Raw genomic sequence first — 17,395 nt, 5'->3', positions numbered from 1 at the left:
GGATCGCCATTTGTCTGTCTCCTTTTATTCGCCGGAACCGTTACCGCGCCACACCCAGCAGCCGCTCGAGCACCTGCGGCTGGTTGCGCAATGCCGCCGCGCTGTCGGTGTGCACGATGGTGCCGTGGTCGAGCACCACCGCGTGGTCGGAAATCGCGAGGATCGCCTGCGGATGCTGCTCCACGATGATGGCGGCCAGCCCTTCGTCTTGCGTAATGCGGCGGATGGCGCGCAACAACTCTTCCACGATGATCGGCGCGAGGCCTTCGAGCGGCTCGTCGAGCAGCAGCAGCTTGGGGTTCAGCACCAGCGCGCGGCCCACGGCCAGCATCTGCTGCTCGCCGCCCGAGAGCTGCGTGCCCAGGTTGGTCTTGCGCTCGGCCAGGCGCGGGAACATCTCGTAGACGCGCTGCGGGTTCCACTTTCCGGGCCGCTCCACCGCCGTGAGGTTCTCGTGCACCGTGAGCGACTTGAAGATGTTGCGCTCCTGCGGCACCCAGCCGATGCCGGCTGCTGCGCGCTGATGCGGTGCCACCTTGTGCAGGGCCTGCCCGCCGAGCGTGATGGTTCCACCGTGCTGCCGGGTGGCGCCTGCCAGCGTGTTGATGAGCGTGGTCTTGCCCGTGCCGTTGCGGCCCAGCAGTGCCAGCGTCTGCCCTTCTCCGAGCGCAAACGCCACGTCGTGCAGCACCACGGCCTCGCCGTAGCCGGCGCTCAGGTTCTCGATGCGCAGCAGTTCAGACATGGGCATGCTCCCCGTGGCCCAGATAGACCTCTTTGACCTTCGGATCGTTGGCGATGGTTTCGGGGTCGCCCTCGGTCAGCAGCGTGCCATTGACCAGCACCGTCATGCGGTCGGCAAAGCTGAACACCAGGTCCATGTCGTGCTCGATCAGCAGCACCGACACATCGGCCGGCAATGCGGCCACGGTCTGCAGCAGCTCTTCGCGCTCACCCGCGGGAACGCCCGCCACGGGCTCGTCGAGCAGCAGCACGCGCGGTTCGCAGGCCAGTGCAATCGCAATCTCCAGCAGGCGCCGCTTGCCGTAGGCCATGAACTTCGTCTGCTGCTGCGCGACGTCGCCGAGATGAAACTGTTCGATCAATTGCGATGCGCGTTCCGTCACTGCCTTGGCGGAGCCCAGCGGGCGCCACCATTGCGACGAGATGCCTTGATGCTGCGACACGACGAGCGCCAGCGTTTCGAGCGGCGTCATCGAATCGAACAACTGGTTGATCTGGAAGGTGCGCACCAGCCCGCGCGCCACGCGCTTGTGCGGCGCCAGCGTCGTGATGTCTTCGCCGAGCAGCGAAATGCGGCCTTCGGTGGGCGTGAGCACACCGGTCAGCAGGTTGATGAGCGTGGTCTTGCCGGCGCCGTTGGGGCCGATCAGCGCATGGCGCGCACCACGCTTGAGTTCCATGGTGACGTTGTTGGTGGCCGTGATGCCGCCGAAGCGCATCACCAGGCCTTGCGTCGAAAGCACGGTTTCGGTCACGATGCACCGCCCTTCTTCTTGCCGGCACCCAGCCACGTCCACGGCTTGAGCACACGGTCGCGCCCCACGAGCACCAGCAGCACCAGCAGCAGCCCGATCCAGAACATCCAGTACTGCGGCGTCACGGCAGAGAGCCAGTTCTGCAGCAGCTTGAAGACGATGGCGCCCGCCACGCCGCCATAGAGCCAGCCCACGCCGCCGATCACCAGCATCAGCAGCACGTCGGCCGAACGGTCGAAGGCCAGCACGTCGAGCGAGGCAAAGCCGGTGGTCTGCGCCAGCAGCGCACCCGCGGCACCGGCGATGCCGGCCGCCACGGTGTAGATGACCACGAGCCGCGACACCACCGGAATGCCGATGGCCATGGCACGCAGCCGGTTGTCGCGAATTGCCTTCAGCGTGGCGCCGAAGGGCGAATGCACGATGCGGCGCATCACGAGGAACAGCAACAGCATCACGGCCAGCGAATACCATGCCGCCGTACGGCCGAACAGGTCGAACTCGAACAGGCCGAGCACCGGCCCCATCACCACGCCCTGCAGGCCGTCGGCACCGCCGGTGAGCCAGTCGAGCTTGTTGGCGAGTTCGAGCAGAAGCAGTGCGGTGCCCAGCGTGACCATCAGCCGTGTGAGGTCGCTGCCGCGCAGAATCGTCACGCTGGCCACGAGGCCGAGCACGGCCGAGAGCACGGTGGCCACCACCAGCCCCACCGTCGGGTCCGGCATCACGAGCTTGGCGAACAGCGCCGCGGTGTAGGCGCCAAAGCCGAAGAAGGCGGCATGCCCCAGCGACACGATGCCGGTGTAGCCGAGGATGAGGTCGAGCGACATCGCGAACAGCGCAACGATGGCAATCTCGTTGACCAGCAGCGAGTGCGAAGGCATGACGAACGGCAGCGCAAACGCCGCGGCCCAGACCACGAATTCGAGCGGACGCCAGCGCGCCTTGCGCAGCAGGGCGGATTGGAAATCAACCGAAGAGGAAGAAGAAGGCGCGCTCATTCAACGGCCTCCCTTGCGCGTGAACAAGCCCTGGGGCCGCCACATCAGTATCAGGATCATGAGCAGGTAAACGGTGAACGCACCCATCTTGGGAATGAAGTACTTGCCCGCCACGTCGGCAATGCCGAGCAGCAGCGCGGCCGCGAGCGGCCCGGTGATCGACGAGGTGCCGCCGACCGACACCACGATCAGAAAATAGATCATGTACTTGAGCGGAAAGGTCGGATCGAGCCCCAAAATTTCCGCGCCCAACGCACCGCCCAGGCCCGCGAGCCCCGAGCCCACGGCGAAGGTCAGCAGGAACACGATGTTGACGTTGATGCCCAGCCCCGCCGCCACGCGCGGGTCGTCGACGGCGGCGCGCAGCCGGCTGCCGAAGCGGGTCTTCGAGAGAATGAGCTGAAGCACCACGGTGAGCACGGCGCACACGGCAATGATGAACAGGCGGTAGTGCCCCATGCCGAGCAGCAGCGCGCCGTCGCCGACTTCGGTACGGCCGCGCAGCCATTCGGGCAACTGGATGTTCTGCTGCGACGAACCGACGAAGTAGTCGATGGCCGCCACGGCCATGAAGGCAAGGCCGATGGAGAACAGCACCTGGTCGAGGTGCGGCTTGCCGTACATGGGCCGGTAGAGCGTGCGTTCGAGCAGCGCGCCAGCAAGGGCCACCACGATGAACGCAAGCGGCAGGCAAGCCAGGAACGGCACGCCGAGCTTCTGCATCGCAAACACCGTGAGATACCCGCCCGCCATGGCAAAGGCGCCGTGCGCCAGGTTGATGAAGTTCATCAGCCCGAGCGTCACGGCCAGCCCGACCGCGAGCACGAAGAGCAGCATGCCGTAGGCGATGCCGTCGAAAAGAATGGTCAACATGTCATTGTTCCGCTACGGCGTTTGCTTTGGCTCGCTTGTTTTTCGGTTCTTGTTCGGGGCGCTGCTGTTCAGGTGTTGTTGTTCAGGGCGCGTGCAAAGGCCACCGGGTACTCCCCTCCGCGAATGTCCCCCGCCTTCGGCTCCTCCTTTATTTCGCTGCGGGGAGCACCCGATGCCCTGTGCACTGGGACGCGCTGCTTGTGCACCGCCGATCAATGACCGCTCTTTCCAACGCGCCCGCTGGCGGGGTGCCTTGCGCAGCGAAATAAAGGAGGAGGCCGCAGGCCAGGGGACATTCGCGGAGCAAGGTACCCCGTCGGCGGGAGCGCCGCCCTGAACAGCAGCGCCCCAGCACTCAACCAATTACTTCGCCTTGCCCGGATCCTTCACACCCTTGATCACGTCGAACTCGACGTTGTAGAGCTGCCCGTCCTTTTTCTCGACCTTGCGCAGATACACGTCCTGCACGATGTCCCGCGTCTGCGCATCGATGTACACCGGGCCGCGCGGGCTCTCGAAGATCTGGCCCTTCATGGCCGCCAGCAGCGCGTCGCCGCCGCCCTGCCCCTTGGTGGCCTTGAGCGCTTCGTAGATCACGCGCATGCCGTCATAGCCGCCCACGGCCATGAAGTTGGGGCGCATCTTCGGGTTGGCCTTCTGGAAGGCCTCGACGAACTTCTTGTTCGCCGGCGACGGATGCGCGGCCGAGTAGTGGTGCGAAGTGACCACGCCCAGTGCGCCGTCGCCCATGTCGTTGAGCTGGTCGTCATCGGTCACGTCGCCGGTCGCGATCATGCGGATACCGGCCTTGTCCATGCCACGCTCGAGAAACTGCTTCATCACGGCCGCGCCGGCGCCCGAGGGCACGAAGACGAACAGCGCGTCGGGCTTGGCGTCGCGCACCTTCTGCAGGAACGGCGCGAAATCGGGGTTGCGCAGTGGCACGCGCAGCTTCTCGATCACCTTGCCGCCGTTGAGCTGGAAGCGCTCGCTGAAGAATTTCTCGGCGTCGTTGCCGGGGCCGTAGTCAGCCACCAGCGTGACGACCGTCTTCACGCCGTTCTTCGGCGCCCAGTCGCCCATGGCCACCGACACCTGCGGCAGCGTGAAGCTGCTGCGCACGATGTAGGGCGAGGCTTCGGTGATGCTCGAGGTGGCCGCGGCCATCACGACCTGCGGCGTCTTCGATTGCGTGGCCAGCGGCGCGGCGGCCAGCGCGGCCGGCGTGACGCCGAAGCCGGCGATCACGTTCACCTTGTCGTTGACGATGAGTTCCTGCGCGAGGCGCTTGGTCACGTCGGGCGTGGCCACGTCGTCCTTGATGATCAGCTCGATCTTCTTGCCCGCCACGGTGTCGCCGTTCTGCGCCATGTACAGCCGGGCCGCCGCTTCGATCTGCCGGCCGGTGGACGCCTGCTGCCCCGTCATGGGCAGGATCAGGCCGATCTTGAACTTGTTGTTGTCTTGCGCGCTGGCAAGCGACATGGAAAGCGCAAGCGCCGTAAGGCCTGCGGTCTGGATGAGGTGACGTCTTTGCATGAAGTTTTCCTTGGGGAGACGGAATGCGAACCAGGGGCCATTTTTCAACACTTTGCAACATCCGGCGGAGCAGGCAATCACCTACTCCGCCCCCGAGCCGGAGCTTTGTTGCGCGATGAACAAATGAACTGCGCGATCATCGCGCAGGAGGTTTTCAGTTGTCGGGCCGGTACGCGGAGTCGAGCGTGAGGGTACCCACGGCACGCGACACGCAGGCGCAGATGCGAGTGGTCGCCTGCTTCTCGTGCTCGCTCAGGAACACGTCGCGGTGGTCGACTTCGCCGTCGACCGCGAGCACGTCCATGGCGCACAGGCCGCATTCGCCGCGCTTGCAGTCCCAGAGCGTTTCCACGCCGGCGGCGTCGAGCGCTTCAAGCAACGTGCAATCGGCCGGCACGGTAATCGCCAGGTCGTGCCGGGGAATGCGCACCGTGAAGGCCTGCGTCGCGAGCCGGCCGCTGCTGCCGAAGGTCTCGAAGCGCAGGTCGGCCGGGGCGCGGCCCGCCGCTTGCCAGGCGCGCTTGACGGCTTCGAGCATCGGCACCGGGCCGCAGGTGTAGAGCTGGCCGCCGGGCGGCAGTGCCGCGATGGCCGATGCAAAGTCGATGGGTGCCGCGCCCTCATGCGCAACGACCTCGTCGCCCAAGGCCTCGCGCAGCCGGTCGAGGTACGCGAATTCGCCCGCATGGCGCGCGCCGTAGAGCATCTTCACGGGTACGCCGTTGCGCCGTGCATGGCCGCCCAGGCGCTGCGCCATCAGCACCAGCGGCGTGATGCCGATGCCCCCGGCCACGAGCAGGTAGCCCGGCGCGCTGGTGTCGAGCGCAAAGTGGTTCTGCGGCGCGCTCACCTGCAGCCGGTCGCCCACCGCCAGCCGCCACATCGCGAGCGAGCCGCCACGGCCGTCATCGAGCCGCTTGACCGCAATGCGCCAGCACTGGCCGTCGCCCTCGCCCACCAGCGAATACGAACGCGTCTGCAGCTTGCCCTGGGCCGCCATTACCTGCACCTGCAGATGCGAACCGGGCTCGTAGGCGGCGGCAAAGCCCGGCTCGGGCCGCAACTCGAACTCGCGCACGGTGGGCGTCACGTCGCGCAGCGCAACAACCTGCGCCTGCATCCATTGAAGATCGTTTTTCATCGGGAATACCAACGGGAATCGACGGAAAAAAGCGGCGGTTCAGCCGCGCCGGCGGATCAGCTGCACGCCGGGCAACGGCCGCTGCTCGGCGCTGGGCGTGCCGTGCAGCGCCTCGCGCAGGTTGCGCCGCGCGATGCGGCTGTGCTCGCGCATCAGCGCCTCGGCGCGCGAGCCCTCGCCGGCCTCAATGGCGTCGAGCACCTGCACATGCTGGTCTTGCGCGATCACGAGCATGTCGCGCGCGGCGGGCGAATTGGCCTGCACGATGACAAAGCCCGAGGGCGATGCAAACGGCAGGTTGATCACGCGCTCGAGCTGCTGCGCGATGACCGGGCTCGCCGCCATTTCGCACAGCAGCGAATGAAACTTCTCGTTGTGCGTCACGTAGCGCGAGAAAGCCGCATCGTCCAGCGCGGGTTCGCGCAGCAGTTCGTCGATGCGTGCCAGGCAGGCGCGCGCCTCGCGCAGCACCACCGGCGCCGCGCCGCGCTCGGCCGCAAGCCGCGCCACCAACCCTTCGAGCGTGCCGCGCAATTCGATGGCATCGGCCACGTCGCGCTCGGAAAAAGTACGCACCGCGTAGCCGCCGTTGGGCAGCGCCTCGAGCAGACCCTCTTGCTCCAGCCGCATGAGCGCGCTGCGCACCGGTGTGCGGGAAACGCCGAGCTGCTCGGAGATGGCCACCTCGGCAATGCGCGCGCCGCCGGGCAGTTCGCCGGCCAGGATCATTTCGCGCAAGCGCAGCTGCGCCTTCACGGCCTGCGTGCTGCCGCCGTCGCCGGGCTCGACGGGTGATACGGCTGCGACTTTCATGCGGCCTGCTTCTCGGCGGGACGGATCGGAATCGCGGCGCGCGCGGGCTTTTCCTTCTCGACCATGCGGTCGATCAGCCGGCGCGCCCACATCGAACCGGCGTCGATGTTGAGGTTGTAGAACTGGTGGTCGGGACGCTCGTCCATGGCTTTTTGCTGTGCCTCGAGCACGATCTCGTCTTCGCGGAAGATGCCAGCCACGCCTTCGCGCAGCTCGTGCGTGAGGCGCTGTTCGCCCAGGCAGTAGTTGCGCGCAAAAGCCCAGAAGTAGAGGCAGGTCTTGTCTGTCTCGGGGGTGATGGTGTTGAGCACGTAGCCGTTCACGCCCTTGCTGCGGTCGCCGGGGTTGTCGTCTTTCGGCACCGCGCCGCTGCCCGCCTCGGCCACGCCGACGTCGATGTTCACGGTGCACGGCCCCTCGAAGCGGATGATCTGCCAGCGGTCGACCTTGCCGGTGTAGCCGCGCGCATGGCGGATCTGGCCGCCCCAGAACGGCGGCGCGTCGATGTTCTCCATCCAGCGCGTGACGGTGGCCGAGCGGTCGCCGTGCGTGGCGACGAAAGGCGCCTCGGCCACTTCGCGATTGCCGATGGAAGAACCGTGCACGAAGGTCTCGTGCGTGAGGTCCATGAGGTTGTCGACCACCAGGCGGTAGTCGCAGTTCACGCGAATCATCTTGCCGTCGCCGGCCCAGGCCGGGTCGTCGTTCCAGTGCATGTCGGGCACCAGCGCCGGGTCGGCCTTGGCCGGATCGCCGGGCCAGATCCAGACGAAGCGGTGTTTCTCGACCACCGGAAAGCTGCGCACGCAAGCCGAGGGGTTCAGCGTTTCCTGGCTCGGCATGTGGGTGCAGCGGCCCTGGCTGTTGTAGACCAGGCCGTGGTAGCCGCACACCAGTTCGTCGCCTTCTAGCCGGCCCATCGACAGCGGCATGAGCCGGTGCCAGCACGCGTCCTCGAGCGCGGCAACCTGCCCGTCGGTACGGCGGAACAGCACCAGTTTTTCATTGCAGATCGTGCGCGGCAGCAGCACATGACGCACTTCGACGTCGTAGGCGGCGGCATACCAGGCGTTCAGTGGAAAGGCGGTCGTGGGCGTTTTCATGAATACCCAATGTATACATAAATCAGAAAAATTCCACTGAAACCCGCCGAATTCAGGGTAAATACCAAGATTGATGTATACAGATACGCGTGTTTCCAAGGCGATACGATGTTCGATTCGTTCACAGCCACGACGGAGATTCCCCCATGTCCCAGCACGCCGCCCTGCCCGCCCGCTACGACCACGTCGGCAGTTTTCTGCGCCCCAAATACCTGCTCGAAGCACGCGAGCAGAACGCCAAGGGGGAGATCACGCCCGAGCAACTGCGCCAGGTCGAAGACAAGGCCATTACCGAGATCGTCCGGTTCCAGGAAGACATCGGCCTGAAGAGCATCACCGACGGCGAATTCCGCCGCACGTATTTCCACATCGATTTTCTCGACCAGCTCGGCGGCGTGAAGACCGACATTCCGGTCACCATCCGCAAGCCCGACGGCACCGAGGAGCTGGCACCGCCCGCGATGCGCGTGATCGACAAGGTGCGCCACGTGAAGGACATCCAGCTGGCCGACTTCCAGTACCTGAAGAGCCAGGTTTCCGCAGGCCGCACGCCGAAGGTGACGATCCCCTCGCCGACGATGCTGCACTTCCGCGGCGGCCGCGCCGGCATCAGCAAGGACGCGTATCCCGAACTCGACCCGGTGTTCTACGACGACGTGGCCAAGGCCTACGGCGACGAGCTGCGCTCGCTGGCCGCCGCCGGCTGCACCTATGTGCAGATGGACGACACCAACCTGGCCTACCTGTGCGACGAGCACATGCGCGAAGCCGCCCGCAAGCGCGGCGACGACCCGAACGAGCTGCCCCACCGCTATGCAGCCTTCATCAACAAGGTGGTGGCACAGAAGCCGCCTGGCATGCTGCTGGCCATGCACCTGTGCCGCGGCAACTTCAAGAGCACCCACGCCGCGGCCGGCAACTACGAGCCGGTGGCCGAGGCGCTGCTGAAGGAGATGGACCTGGACGCCTACTTCATGGAATACGACGACGCCCGCTCGGGGGACTTCAAGCCGCTGCGCTACCTGCCCAAGGGCAAGACCGTGGTGCTGGGCCTCGTGACCACCAAGTTCGGCGAGATGGAAGACAAGGACGAACTCAAGCGCCGCATCGAAGAGGCCGCCAAGTACGCCCCGCTCGAACAGCTCGCGCTCTCGCCGCAATGCGGCTTCTCGAGCACGGTGCACGGCAACAACATTGCCGTGGAAGCGCAGCGCAACAAGCTGCGCCTGGTGGTCGAGACGGCGCAGGAGGTCTGGGGCTCGACCTGACGCTTCATTTCTGGTGAAGTCGGGGGCATGACGACGACCATCACAAAAATCTACTCAGGCCCCCTCAGCATGTTCGGCGCGAAGGTGCAGATCGCCGCGCTCGAAAAAGGCATCGACTTCGAGCAGATCATGGTGCCGTTCACCAAGGGCGATGCCTACGAGCCCAAGCACCCGGATGTGCTGCGCATCAACCCCGTCAAGCAGCAGGTGCCGGTGCTGATCGACGGCGACGTCGAGCTCTTCGACTCGACGCAGATCTTCGAATACCTCGAAGACCGCTACCCCACCCCCGCGCTGTGGCCCCAAGGCATTGCCGAACGGGCACGGGCGCGGCAGCTCGAGCAGAAGTCGGACGAGGTCTTTTTCCCCAACGTGATCAAGCTCTTCGGGCTGCAGCACGACATGCAGAGCGCCCCGGCGGTCGCGGCTTGCGCCGGTTGTGCGCGCTTCTATGAAGAAATGGAAGGCCTGCTGGCCACGCGCGATTACCTCGCGGGGCCGTACTCCTTCGCGGACATCGCCTTCTACATGGCCTGCATCTTCGCCGACCGCAAGGGTGCCCGAATGACGCAGGCCACGCCGCGGCTTCTGGCCTGGCGCAGCCGCATGGGCGAGCGGCCCGCCGTGCGAGCGGTGGTCGAGCCGATGATGCGCTTCCTGGCCTCGGAAGGGCGCGACGTGGCCTCGTTCCTTATGCCGCGCTGACCACTGGCGCCCCTTGCCCTCAGGCATCATCGCCCCATGCCGAATTCCGCATTCGACTGGCTCCCCTCACCGTCCCAGCATTTTCTTGTCGTCACCTTTGCGCTGCTGGTCTACATACTGACCACCCGCGCGCGCCGCGAGCAGCGTGCGCCCACCACGGCCATTGCCTGGGTCATGGGGCTGGTGCTCATGCCCTATTTCATCCTGCCGATGTACCTGCTGTTCGGCCAGCGCAAGCTGCGCCCCGCAGGTTCGCCGCGGCCGCCGCGCTCGATGCCGCCGGGGCACTGGGCGGCCGACCTCATCGAGAGCTTCGGCCTCGCACCGCCCGGCCGCTGCGCAATTCGCCTGCACGCCGACGGCGAGGCCGCGCGCGAGGCGCTGTGGCAGGTGATCGACGGCGCGCGCGAGCGCATCGACGTGTGCACCTTCATCATCGGCGACGACGCGTTGGGCCGCGCGGTCATCGAGCGGCTGGCCCAGCGCGCGCGCGAAGGCATCAAGGTGCGCGTGCTGCTCGACGGCTTCGGCGCGCTGACCCTGCCGCGCCGCCACATCCGCCTGCTGCGCACCGCGGGCGGTGAGATCGCCGTGTTCCGCCCCTTCTTCAGCTTGCGCCGCATCGGGCCGCGCAACCTGCGCAACCACCGCAAGTTCACCATTGCCGACGACGGCTGGCTGTGGTCGGGCGGGCGCAACCTCGCGGGCGAATACTTCACCGGCAACGAGAAGCACCCCGAAGCCTGGCGCGATCTTTCGTTCGACCTGCGCGGCAGCGTGGCCGCGGCGGCGGCCCGCCAGTTCGACCACGACTGGAGTTCGGTGCGCGGCCGCAAGGCACGCGCCATCACCGCCGACGACGTGGAAGCAGGCCCGGGCTGCGCCATGGCGCAGTTCCTGCCGAGCGGCCCTGACCAGACCGAAGACACCGCCCACGCGCTGTTGATCGACGCCTGCTTTAGGGCCGAGCACCGGGTGCTCGCCGTCACGCCCTACTTCGTGCCCGGCGACGGGCTGCGCGATGCGCTGCGGCTGGCCGCGCGGCGCGGCGTGCAGGTGACCATCGCCATGCCCGCGCAGTCGAACCACCGCCTGGCCGACTTCGTTCGCGCGCGCGCCATGCGCGACCTGGCCCGCGCCGGCGTGAGCTTTCGCATGCTGCCCTTCATGGCGCACGCCAAGGCGGTGGTGGTCGACAACGAGCTGGCCATGTGCGGCTCCATCAATCTCGACCTGCGCAGCCTCCTGCTCAACCACGAGGCGGCCGTGGTGTTCTACGGCCCGCAAGAAATCGACTGGCTGGCCGAATGGATCGACACCACGGCCTCGGCCGGCGAGCCCTACCGCGCGCGGCGGCCGGGCCTCATGCGCGACGTGGCCGAAGGGCTGCTGCTCACCGTCGCTTTCCAGCTGTAGCGGTGGCGGGCGCCGAAGCCTTGGCCTCTTTCGCGATGGCGTCGAGCCCGGCGAACACGTAGCGCATCAGGTCGTCCGCCAGTCCTTCGGTGTTCTTAAGAGCCGGCAGCACTTCGTTGTGCAGGTTCTTGGGGGCCACCGTCATCACGATGCAGGGCAGCACCACGAACAGCATGGCTCGCTGCACCGAGGGATGATCGTCGGGCAGGCCCATGATGCCGCCGATCAGGCCCCGGATCAGCTTGGCCTTGGGCAGCACCGCCTGGCGGATCAGCACCGGCAGGGCCGGCGAAGGCGACAGCGCCTCGCGCAGCACCACGCGGAATCCCCAGGGCGCCTTGGGCTGGCTGCCCAGCTCGATCAGGTGCGTGAGAAAGGCGCGCAGCTTGAGCCGCGGGTCGGTCGGCACGCTGGCCAGGCTGACCAGCTCGTCCATGCTCACGAGCTGGCGATGCGCCTCGATCAGCACGGCTTCGTAGAGCCCGTCCCTGCTGCCGAAGTGGTAATTGACCGCGGCCATGTTGGTGCCGGCGCGGGTGCAGATTTCCTTGCTGGTGCTCTCGGCAAAGCCGCGCTCAGCAAACAGCTGGCCCGCTGTTTCGAGGATGTGCAGGCGCGTGGTGCTGCCGTCGGTGCGCGGGGTGCGCGCCGCGGCCTGGCGCGCGGCGGGAGAGCGGGTGCTGGAAGTGCGGGAAACCATGGTCCGAGGTTAATCGAATTAAAAAAATACTTCAAATTCAAATTTCAATTTGATAACATCCCGCCATATTCCGATCTGGAAACCGGCAGGAGCCCGCCCTCATGAACAAGAAACCTCTCATTGCCGCCGCCGTCGTGGTGCTGGCCGCCGCGGCAGGTGGTTGGTGGTACCTCCATCGTTCAGCCACGCCGTCCGACCAGCTCGTGCTGTACGGCAACGTCGATGTGCGCCAGGTCTCGCTCGCCTTCAACGCCAACGAGCGCGTGGCCGAACTCGCGGTGCGCGAAGGCGACCCTGTGCGCGCCGGGCAACTGCTCGGCAAGCTCGACACCCGCTCGCTCGTGCTGCGCGTGGCGCAGTCGCAGGCGCGCATCGGCGTGCAGGAGCAAGCCCTGCTGCGCCTGAAGACCGGCAGCCGCCCCGAGGAACTGGCACAGGCCGGCGCGCAGGTGGCCGCCGCACAGGCCGATGCCGACCTGGCGCAGCAGCAGCTCGCACGCCTGCAGGCCATCGGCCAGACCACGGCCGGCCGCGCCGTGAGCCAGCAGGACCTCGACAGCGCGCAGGCCCGCCGCAAGGTGGCGCTCGCGCAACTGGACAACGCGCGCAGGGCGCAGCAGCTCGCCATTGCCGGCCCGCGCAAGGAAGACATCGCGCAGGCGCAGGCCCAGCTCGAATCCGCGCGTGCCGACCTCGCGCTCATGAACCACCAGTTGGCCGAAGCCGAGCTCAAGTCGCCCATCGATGCCGTGGTGCGCGCCCGCCTGCTCGAGCCCGGCGACATGGCCTCGCCGCAGCGCCCGGCCTTCACGCTGGCCATCACCGATCCCAAGTGGGTGCGCGCCTACGTGGCCGAGCCCGACCTCGGCCGCGTGCGCCCCGGGCAGGAAGCCAGCGTGACGACCGACAGCCATCCCGGCCAGCCGATCGCGGGCAAGGTGGGCTACATCTCGTCGGTGGCGGAGTTCACGCCCAAGACGGTGCAGACCGAGGAACTGCGCAGCAGCCTGGTCTACGAAATCCGCGTGATGGTCGACGACAAGGAAAACCGGCTGCGGCTGGGCATGCCGGCGACCGTGCGGCTGCAGCTTTCATCGAACGGCAAGCCGTGATGACGGACCTCATCGACCGTCGTTGCGCATTGTTCCCTCCCCTTCCGGGGGAGGGCTGGGGTGGGGGCAAGCGGCGTGTCTATCGGGCGCTCTGCCCTGCCCCCATCCCAACCTTCCCCCGGAGGGGAAGGCGCAAGACCGCATGCTCGGAGGGACGTTGAATGCTGCGCACTGAGCCGGCCGTCAGCGCACGCTCCCTCCACAAGCGCTTCGTGGTCAAGGCCTCGAAGCAGGTGGTGCGTGCGCTCGACGATGTGTCGCTCGAAGTGCCAGCGGGCACGCTCACCGCGCTGGTCGGGCCCGACGGCGCCGGCAAGACCACCCTGCTGCGGCTCATGGCCGGCCTGATGCGCGCCGACGAAGGCGAACTGCGCGTGCTCGGCATCGACGTGTCGGCCGACCCGCAGGCGGTGCAGGACCGCATCAGCTACATGCCGCAGCGCTTCGGCCTCTACGACGACCTGAGCGTGCAGGAGAACCTCGACCTTTATGCCGACCTGCACGGTGTGTCGGCCAGCCAACGCCGCGAGCGCTATGGGCGGTTGATGGAAATGACCGACCTCGGCCGCTTCACCGGCCGCCCCGCGGGCAAGCTCTCGGGCGGCATGAAGCAGAAGCTCGGCCTCGCCTGCACGCTGGTGCGCTCGCCCGACCTGTTGCTGCTCGACGAGCCCACCGTGGGCGTCGACCCGCTCTCGCGGCGCGAGCTCTGGCAAATCGTTCAGCAGCTGGTCGACGAAGAAAAACTTTCGGTCATCGTGAGCACCGCCTATCTCGACGAGGCCGAGCGCTGCAGCCATGTGTTCGTGCTGCGTGAAGGCAAGCTGATTGCAGAGGGCACGCCGGCCGAAATCCGCGACCGCGCACTGGGCATGTGCTTCGTCGCCGCGCCGCCGGAAGGCGAGGCGCCGCGCCTCATGCAGGCCCGCCTGCTCGATGCGCAGCAGCACATCGTCGATGCAGTGCCGCAAGGCGGCGAGGTGCACTTCATCCGCCGCCAGGGCACGGACGACGCGGCGCTTGCCGCGCTGCTGGCGGGCGCACGCGCCGAGCCCGTTCCACCCCGGCTCGAAGATGGTTTCATGACGCTGCTGCGCACGCAGCAGGCGCCCGCGACCGCCCCCGCCATCACCCCGTCAGCAACGGCCGAAGGCCTTGCACCCGCACAGGGCGAGCCCGGCGAAGTGGTCATCGAGGTGAAAGACCTGGTCCGCCGCTTCGGCGATTTCGTGGCCGTGGCGAGCACCAGCTTCTCCGTGCGGCGCGGCGAGATCTTCGGCCTGCTCGGCCCCAACGGTGCGGGCAAGACCACCACCTTTCGCATGCTCTGCGGCCTCTTGCCCGCGAGCGGCGGCCAACTGCGCGTGGCCGGCGTCGACCTGCGCCATGCGCGCGCGCAAGCCCGCCAGCGCATCGGCTATGTGTCGCAGAAGTTCGCGCTCTACGGCAACCTCACGGTGCGCGAGAACCTCTCGTTCTTCGGCGGCGCCTACGGCCTGCGCGGAGAGAAGCTGCGCGAACGCATGGACACGGTGCTGCGGCAGTTCGACCTCGAGCGCGAACTCGACGCGCCCAGCGGCCAACTGCCCGGCGGCTACCGGCAGCGCCTGGCCATGGCCACGGGCCTGCTGCACGAGCCCGAAATCCTGTTTCTCGACGAGCCCACCAGCGGCGCCGACCCGCTGGCGCGCCGCGAGTTCTGGCGCCGCATCACGGCACTGGCCGAAGGCGGCACCACCGTCGTCATCACGACCCACTTCATGGAAGAGGCCGAGTACTGCGACCGCATCGTGATCCAGGACGCGGGCAAGGTGCTGGCCATCGGCACGCCTCGGGAAGTGCGCATGCAGGCGCTCGACGGCGGTGACAGTGAAAAGCGCATCGACATGGAGCAGGCTTTTATCGGCATCGTCGAGAAGGCGCGGCAAGAAGACCGGGAAAAGGTGGTGCCATGAGCGGCTTCTGGACCCGGCTGATCTCACTCACGCGCAAGGAGTTTCGCCAGCTTCTGCGCGACCGCAGCAACCTGGCCATCGGCATCCTGCTGCCGATGGTGCTGATCCTGATCTTCGGCTACGGCATGTCGCTCGACGTGAAGAACGCGCCGGTGGCCGTGGTGCTCGAAGACTCCTCGCCCACCGCGCACGAGGCCATTGCCGGCCTGCAGCTCTCGCCCACCATCGCGCCCGTGCTGCTGGGCTCGATGCACGACGCCGAGGCCCTGATGCGCGAACGCAAGGTCGACGGCATCGTGCGCGTGCCCGCCGACTTCTCGCGCGCACTGGCGGCAGGCAACGCGCGCGTGCAGCTCATCGTGCACGGTGCCGACGCGGGACGCGCGACCATCATCCAGGCCTATGTGAGCGGCGCTCTCGCGCAAACGGCCGTGCGGCAGGCCGATCGCGGCGGCGGCACCACCGGCGCAGATGCCCCTGCCATCGGCCGCGTGACCGTGGAACAGCGCATGTGGTTCAACGCCGCGAACACCAGCACCTGGTATCTGGTGCCCGGGCTCATCGTGCTCATCATGACTTTGGTCGGCGCGTTTCTCACCGCGCTGGTGATGGCCCGCGAATGGGAACGCGGCACGCTCGAGGCGCTGTTCGTCACGCCGGTGCGGCCGGTGGAAATATTGCTGGCCAAGATCATTCCGTACTTCGCGGTCGGCATGCTGGGCCTGGCGCTGTGCCTCCTGGCCGCGCGCTACCTGTTCGCGGTGCCGATGGTCGGTTCGCTGTTCGCGGTGGTGCTCAGCTCCATGCTCTACCTGATCGTCGCGGTGAGCCTGGGCCTCGTGATCTCGTCGGTCACGCGCAACCAGTTTCTCGCGAGCCAGGTGGCGCTGATTGCCACCTTCATGCCTTCGATGATGCTGTCGGGCTTCTTGTTCGACCTGCGCAACGTGCCCACCGCCGTGCGCGTGATCGGCCACGTGCTGCCGGCCACCTACTTCATGGACCTGATCAAGACGCTGTTCCTCGCGGGCGACGTCTGGCCGCTGATCTGGCGCAACTGCGCGGTCCTGCTCGCCTATGCCGTGGGCCTGCTGCTGCTTGCGCGCGCCGTCACGCGCAAGAGCCTCGACTGAAGGACAGCACCCCATGACCGACTTTTTGCTGCGCATTGCGAATCTCTGCAGGAAAGAGCTGCTCGCCATCTTCAAGGACCCGGCAAGCCGCGTGATCCTGTTCGTTCCGGCCATCATGCAAAGCCTGATCTTCGGCTACGCCGCCACCTACGACCTCTCGAACGTGCCCTATGCGCTGCTCGACCAGAGCCGCACGGGCGCATCGACCGAGCTGATTGCGCACCTCGACAGCACCGGCGTCTTCCACCGCGTGGCCACGCTGCGCACGCAGGCCGATATCCGCGAGGTGATCGATACCGAAAAAGCATTGCTGGTGATCCAGATTGCGCCGAACTTCGAGCAGCAGCTCAGCGCCGGCCAGCCCGCGGCCATCCAGCTGATTCTGGATGCGCGCAACTCCAACACGGCGGGTTCCGCGGCCGGCTACGTGAGCGCAGTGGTCGAACGCTACAACGCCGAGCTGCGCACGCGCGCCGGCACGCCGCCAGCGCCCCTCACCGTCGAATCGCGCGCCTGGTTCAACCCGAACCTCCAGACGCGCTGGAACCTGCTGCCCGGCCTGATCGCCGCGCTCAGCATGCTGCAGACGCTGCTGCTCACCGCGCTCTCCGTTGCGCGGGAGCGCGAGCAAGGCACCTTCGACCAGTTGCTGGTCACGCCGATGTCGCCGCTCGAAATCATGATCGGCAAGGCGCTGCCGCCGGTGCTGGTCGGCCTCGCGCAGTCGACGCTAATCCTGCTGGTGGCCCTGTTCTGGTTCGGCATTCCGATGGCGGGCTCGCTGGCCACGCTCTACACCGGGCTGGTTTTCTTCACGGTGGCCAGCGTGGGCATCGGCCTCTCGATCTCGGCGGTGTCGGCCGACATGCAGCAGGCCATGCTCTACACCTTCGTGCTGCTGATGCCGATGATGCTGCTGTCGGGCCTGACCACGCCGGTGCGCAACATGCCGCACGTGCTGCAGGTGATCACCATGGCCAACCCGCTGCGCTTTGCGATCGACATGGTGCAGCGCGTCTACCTCGAAGGCGTGGGCCTGGCCACGGTGTGGCACAACCTGATTCCGCTTTCGATCATTGCCATCGTCACGCTGCCGCTGGCGGCCTGGCTATTTCGCCATCGCCTGGTCTAAACCCG

Annotated in this window: 16 protein-coding genes; 7 read left to right on the top strand and 9 right to left on the bottom strand. The window is 66.9% G+C overall.

Features of this window, described 5'->3' with window-relative positions; all coding sequences use genetic code 11:
* Positions 1–40: 40 nt before the first annotated feature.
* The 8 genes from ABIC94_RS09855 to ABIC94_RS09820 form a co-directional block, all read right to left on the bottom strand.
* Complete coding sequence (locus tag ABIC94_RS09855; RefSeq protein WP_354372841.1) at positions 41–745, bottom strand: ABC transporter ATP-binding protein; 705 nt, start codon at positions 743–745, stop codon at positions 41–43.
* A complete protein-coding gene (locus ABIC94_RS09850; RefSeq protein WP_354372840.1) occupies positions 738–1,499 on the bottom strand; it encodes an ABC transporter ATP-binding protein in 762 nt (253 codons plus the stop codon). The genes ABIC94_RS09855 and ABIC94_RS09850 overlap by 8 nt, the downstream gene beginning before the upstream one ends.
* The gene (locus ABIC94_RS09845) at positions 1,496–2,500 is read right to left on the bottom strand and encodes a branched-chain amino acid ABC transporter permease (RefSeq protein WP_354372839.1); all 1,005 of its coding nucleotides are present in this window, start codon (positions 2,498–2,500) and stop codon (positions 1,496–1,498) included. Before ABIC94_RS09845 ends, ABIC94_RS09850 begins: the two co-directional genes overlap by 4 nt.
* Positions 2,501–3,373 (bottom strand): branched-chain amino acid ABC transporter permease, encoded by an 873-nt coding sequence (locus tag ABIC94_RS09840; RefSeq protein ID WP_126747390.1) that lies wholly within the window; start codon positions 3,371–3,373, stop codon positions 2,501–2,503.
* 363 nt (positions 3,374–3,736) lie between these two features.
* Entirely contained in the window at positions 3,737–4,912 is a 1,176-nt protein-coding gene (locus ABIC94_RS09835; protein WP_354372838.1) for an ABC transporter substrate-binding protein, read from the bottom strand.
* Positions 4,913–5,066: 154 nt separating this feature from the next.
* Positions 5,067–6,053, bottom strand: coding sequence for a PDR/VanB family oxidoreductase (locus ABIC94_RS09830; protein WP_354372837.1), 987 nt, complete (start codon positions 6,051–6,053; stop codon positions 5,067–5,069).
* 39 nt (positions 6,054–6,092) lie between these two features.
* Complete coding sequence (locus ABIC94_RS09825) at positions 6,093–6,866, bottom strand: GntR family transcriptional regulator (RefSeq protein ID WP_354372836.1); 774 nt, start codon at positions 6,864–6,866, stop codon at positions 6,093–6,095.
* Positions 6,863–7,969, bottom strand: a complete 1,107-nt coding sequence (locus tag ABIC94_RS09820; protein ID WP_354372835.1) for an aromatic ring-hydroxylating dioxygenase subunit alpha — start codon at positions 7,967–7,969, stop codon at positions 6,863–6,865. Before ABIC94_RS09820 ends, ABIC94_RS09825 begins: the two co-directional genes overlap by 4 nt.
* A 146-nt stretch (positions 7,970–8,115) precedes the next feature.
* Between ABIC94_RS09820 and ABIC94_RS09815 the strand changes: the two genes are divergently transcribed.
* Genes ABIC94_RS09815 through ABIC94_RS09805 form a run of 3 tightly spaced genes read left to right on the top strand, consistent with a single transcriptional unit; the run spans position 8,116 to position 11,358 of the window.
* Positions 8,116–9,237, top strand: coding sequence for a 5-methyltetrahydropteroyltriglutamate--homocysteine S-methyltransferase (locus tag ABIC94_RS09815; protein ID WP_354372834.1), 1,122 nt, complete (start codon positions 8,116–8,118; stop codon positions 9,235–9,237).
* 27 nt (positions 9,238–9,264) lie between these two features.
* On the top strand, positions 9,265–9,942 hold the full coding sequence (locus tag ABIC94_RS09810) for a glutathione S-transferase family protein (protein ID WP_354372833.1): 678 nt from the start codon (positions 9,265–9,267) through the stop codon (positions 9,940–9,942).
* A gap of 36 nt (positions 9,943–9,978) precedes the next feature.
* Positions 9,979–11,358, top strand: coding sequence for a phospholipase D-like domain-containing protein (locus tag ABIC94_RS09805; RefSeq protein WP_354372832.1), 1,380 nt, complete (start codon positions 9,979–9,981; stop codon positions 11,356–11,358).
* Here the strand turns inward: ABIC94_RS09805 and ABIC94_RS09800 are convergent.
* A complete protein-coding gene (locus ABIC94_RS09800; RefSeq protein WP_354372831.1) occupies positions 11,336–12,058 on the bottom strand; it encodes a TetR/AcrR family transcriptional regulator in 723 nt (240 codons plus the stop codon). The genes ABIC94_RS09805 and ABIC94_RS09800 overlap by 23 nt on opposite strands.
* 101 nt (positions 12,059–12,159) lie before the next feature.
* On the opposite strand from ABIC94_RS09800, the gene ABIC94_RS09795 reads away from it, so the two are divergent.
* From ABIC94_RS09795 to ABIC94_RS09780, 4 genes are all read left to right on the top strand, one after another.
* Entirely contained in the window at positions 12,160–13,170 is a 1,011-nt protein-coding gene (locus ABIC94_RS09795) for an HlyD family efflux transporter periplasmic adaptor subunit (RefSeq protein ID WP_354372830.1), read from the top strand.
* Positions 13,171–13,331: 161 nt separating this feature from the next.
* Entirely contained in the window at positions 13,332–15,125 is a 1,794-nt protein-coding gene (locus tag ABIC94_RS09790; RefSeq protein WP_354372829.1) for an ATP-binding cassette domain-containing protein, read from the top strand.
* The gene (locus ABIC94_RS09785) at positions 15,122–16,258 is read left to right on the top strand and encodes an ABC transporter permease (RefSeq protein ID WP_354372828.1); all 1,137 of its coding nucleotides are present in this window, start codon (positions 15,122–15,124) and stop codon (positions 16,256–16,258) included. Before ABIC94_RS09790 ends, ABIC94_RS09785 begins: the two co-directional genes overlap by 4 nt.
* 13 nt (positions 16,259–16,271) lie before the next feature.
* Complete coding sequence (locus tag ABIC94_RS09780; RefSeq protein WP_354372827.1) at positions 16,272–17,390, top strand: ABC transporter permease; 1,119 nt, start codon at positions 16,272–16,274, stop codon at positions 17,388–17,390.
* The last annotated feature ends 5 nt before the right edge of the window (positions 17,391–17,395 follow it).

The organism is Variovorax paradoxus (assembly GCF_040544635.1).
Lineage (GTDB): Bacteria > Pseudomonadota > Gammaproteobacteria > Burkholderiales > Burkholderiaceae_C > Variovorax > Variovorax paradoxus_R.
This window is presented reverse-complemented; position numbering and strand designations above follow the sequence as displayed.

Coding starts and splice junctions, on each gene's coding strand:
- ABIC94_RS09805 (WP_354372832.1), top strand. CDS start 9,979: ATGCCGAATTCCGCATTCGACTGGCTCCCCTCACCGTCCCAGCATTTT.
- ABIC94_RS09820 (WP_354372835.1), bottom strand. CDS start 7,969: ATGAAAACGCCCACGACCGCCTTTCCACTGAACGCCTGGTATGCCGCC.
- ABIC94_RS09825 (WP_354372836.1), bottom strand. CDS start 6,866: ATGAAAGTCGCAGCCGTATCACCCGTCGAGCCCGGCGACGGCGGCAGC.
- ABIC94_RS09800 (WP_354372831.1), bottom strand. CDS start 12,058: ATGGTTTCCCGCACTTCCAGCACCCGCTCTCCCGCCGCGCGCCAGGCC.
- ABIC94_RS09835 (WP_354372838.1), bottom strand. CDS start 4,912: ATGCAAAGACGTCACCTCATCCAGACCGCAGGCCTTACGGCGCTTGCG.
- ABIC94_RS09840 (WP_126747390.1), bottom strand. CDS start 3,373: ATGTTGACCATTCTTTTCGACGGCATCGCCTACGGCATGCTGCTCTTC.
- ABIC94_RS09785 (WP_354372828.1), top strand. CDS start 15,122: ATGAGCGGCTTCTGGACCCGGCTGATCTCACTCACGCGCAAGGAGTTT.
- ABIC94_RS09780 (WP_354372827.1), top strand. CDS start 16,272: ATGACCGACTTTTTGCTGCGCATTGCGAATCTCTGCAGGAAAGAGCTG.
- ABIC94_RS09810 (WP_354372833.1), top strand. CDS start 9,265: ATGACGACGACCATCACAAAAATCTACTCAGGCCCCCTCAGCATGTTC.
- ABIC94_RS09815 (WP_354372834.1), top strand. CDS start 8,116: ATGTCCCAGCACGCCGCCCTGCCCGCCCGCTACGACCACGTCGGCAGT.
- ABIC94_RS09790 (WP_354372829.1), top strand. CDS start 13,332: ATGCTGCGCACTGAGCCGGCCGTCAGCGCACGCTCCCTCCACAAGCGC.
- ABIC94_RS09845 (WP_354372839.1), bottom strand. CDS start 2,500: ATGAGCGCGCCTTCTTCTTCCTCTTCGGTTGATTTCCAATCCGCCCTG.
- ABIC94_RS09795 (WP_354372830.1), top strand. CDS start 12,160: ATGAACAAGAAACCTCTCATTGCCGCCGCCGTCGTGGTGCTGGCCGCC.
- ABIC94_RS09855 (WP_354372841.1), bottom strand. CDS start 745: ATGTCTGAACTGCTGCGCATCGAGAACCTGAGCGCCGGCTACGGCGAG.
- ABIC94_RS09830 (WP_354372837.1), bottom strand. CDS start 6,053: ATGAAAAACGATCTTCAATGGATGCAGGCGCAGGTTGTTGCGCTGCGC.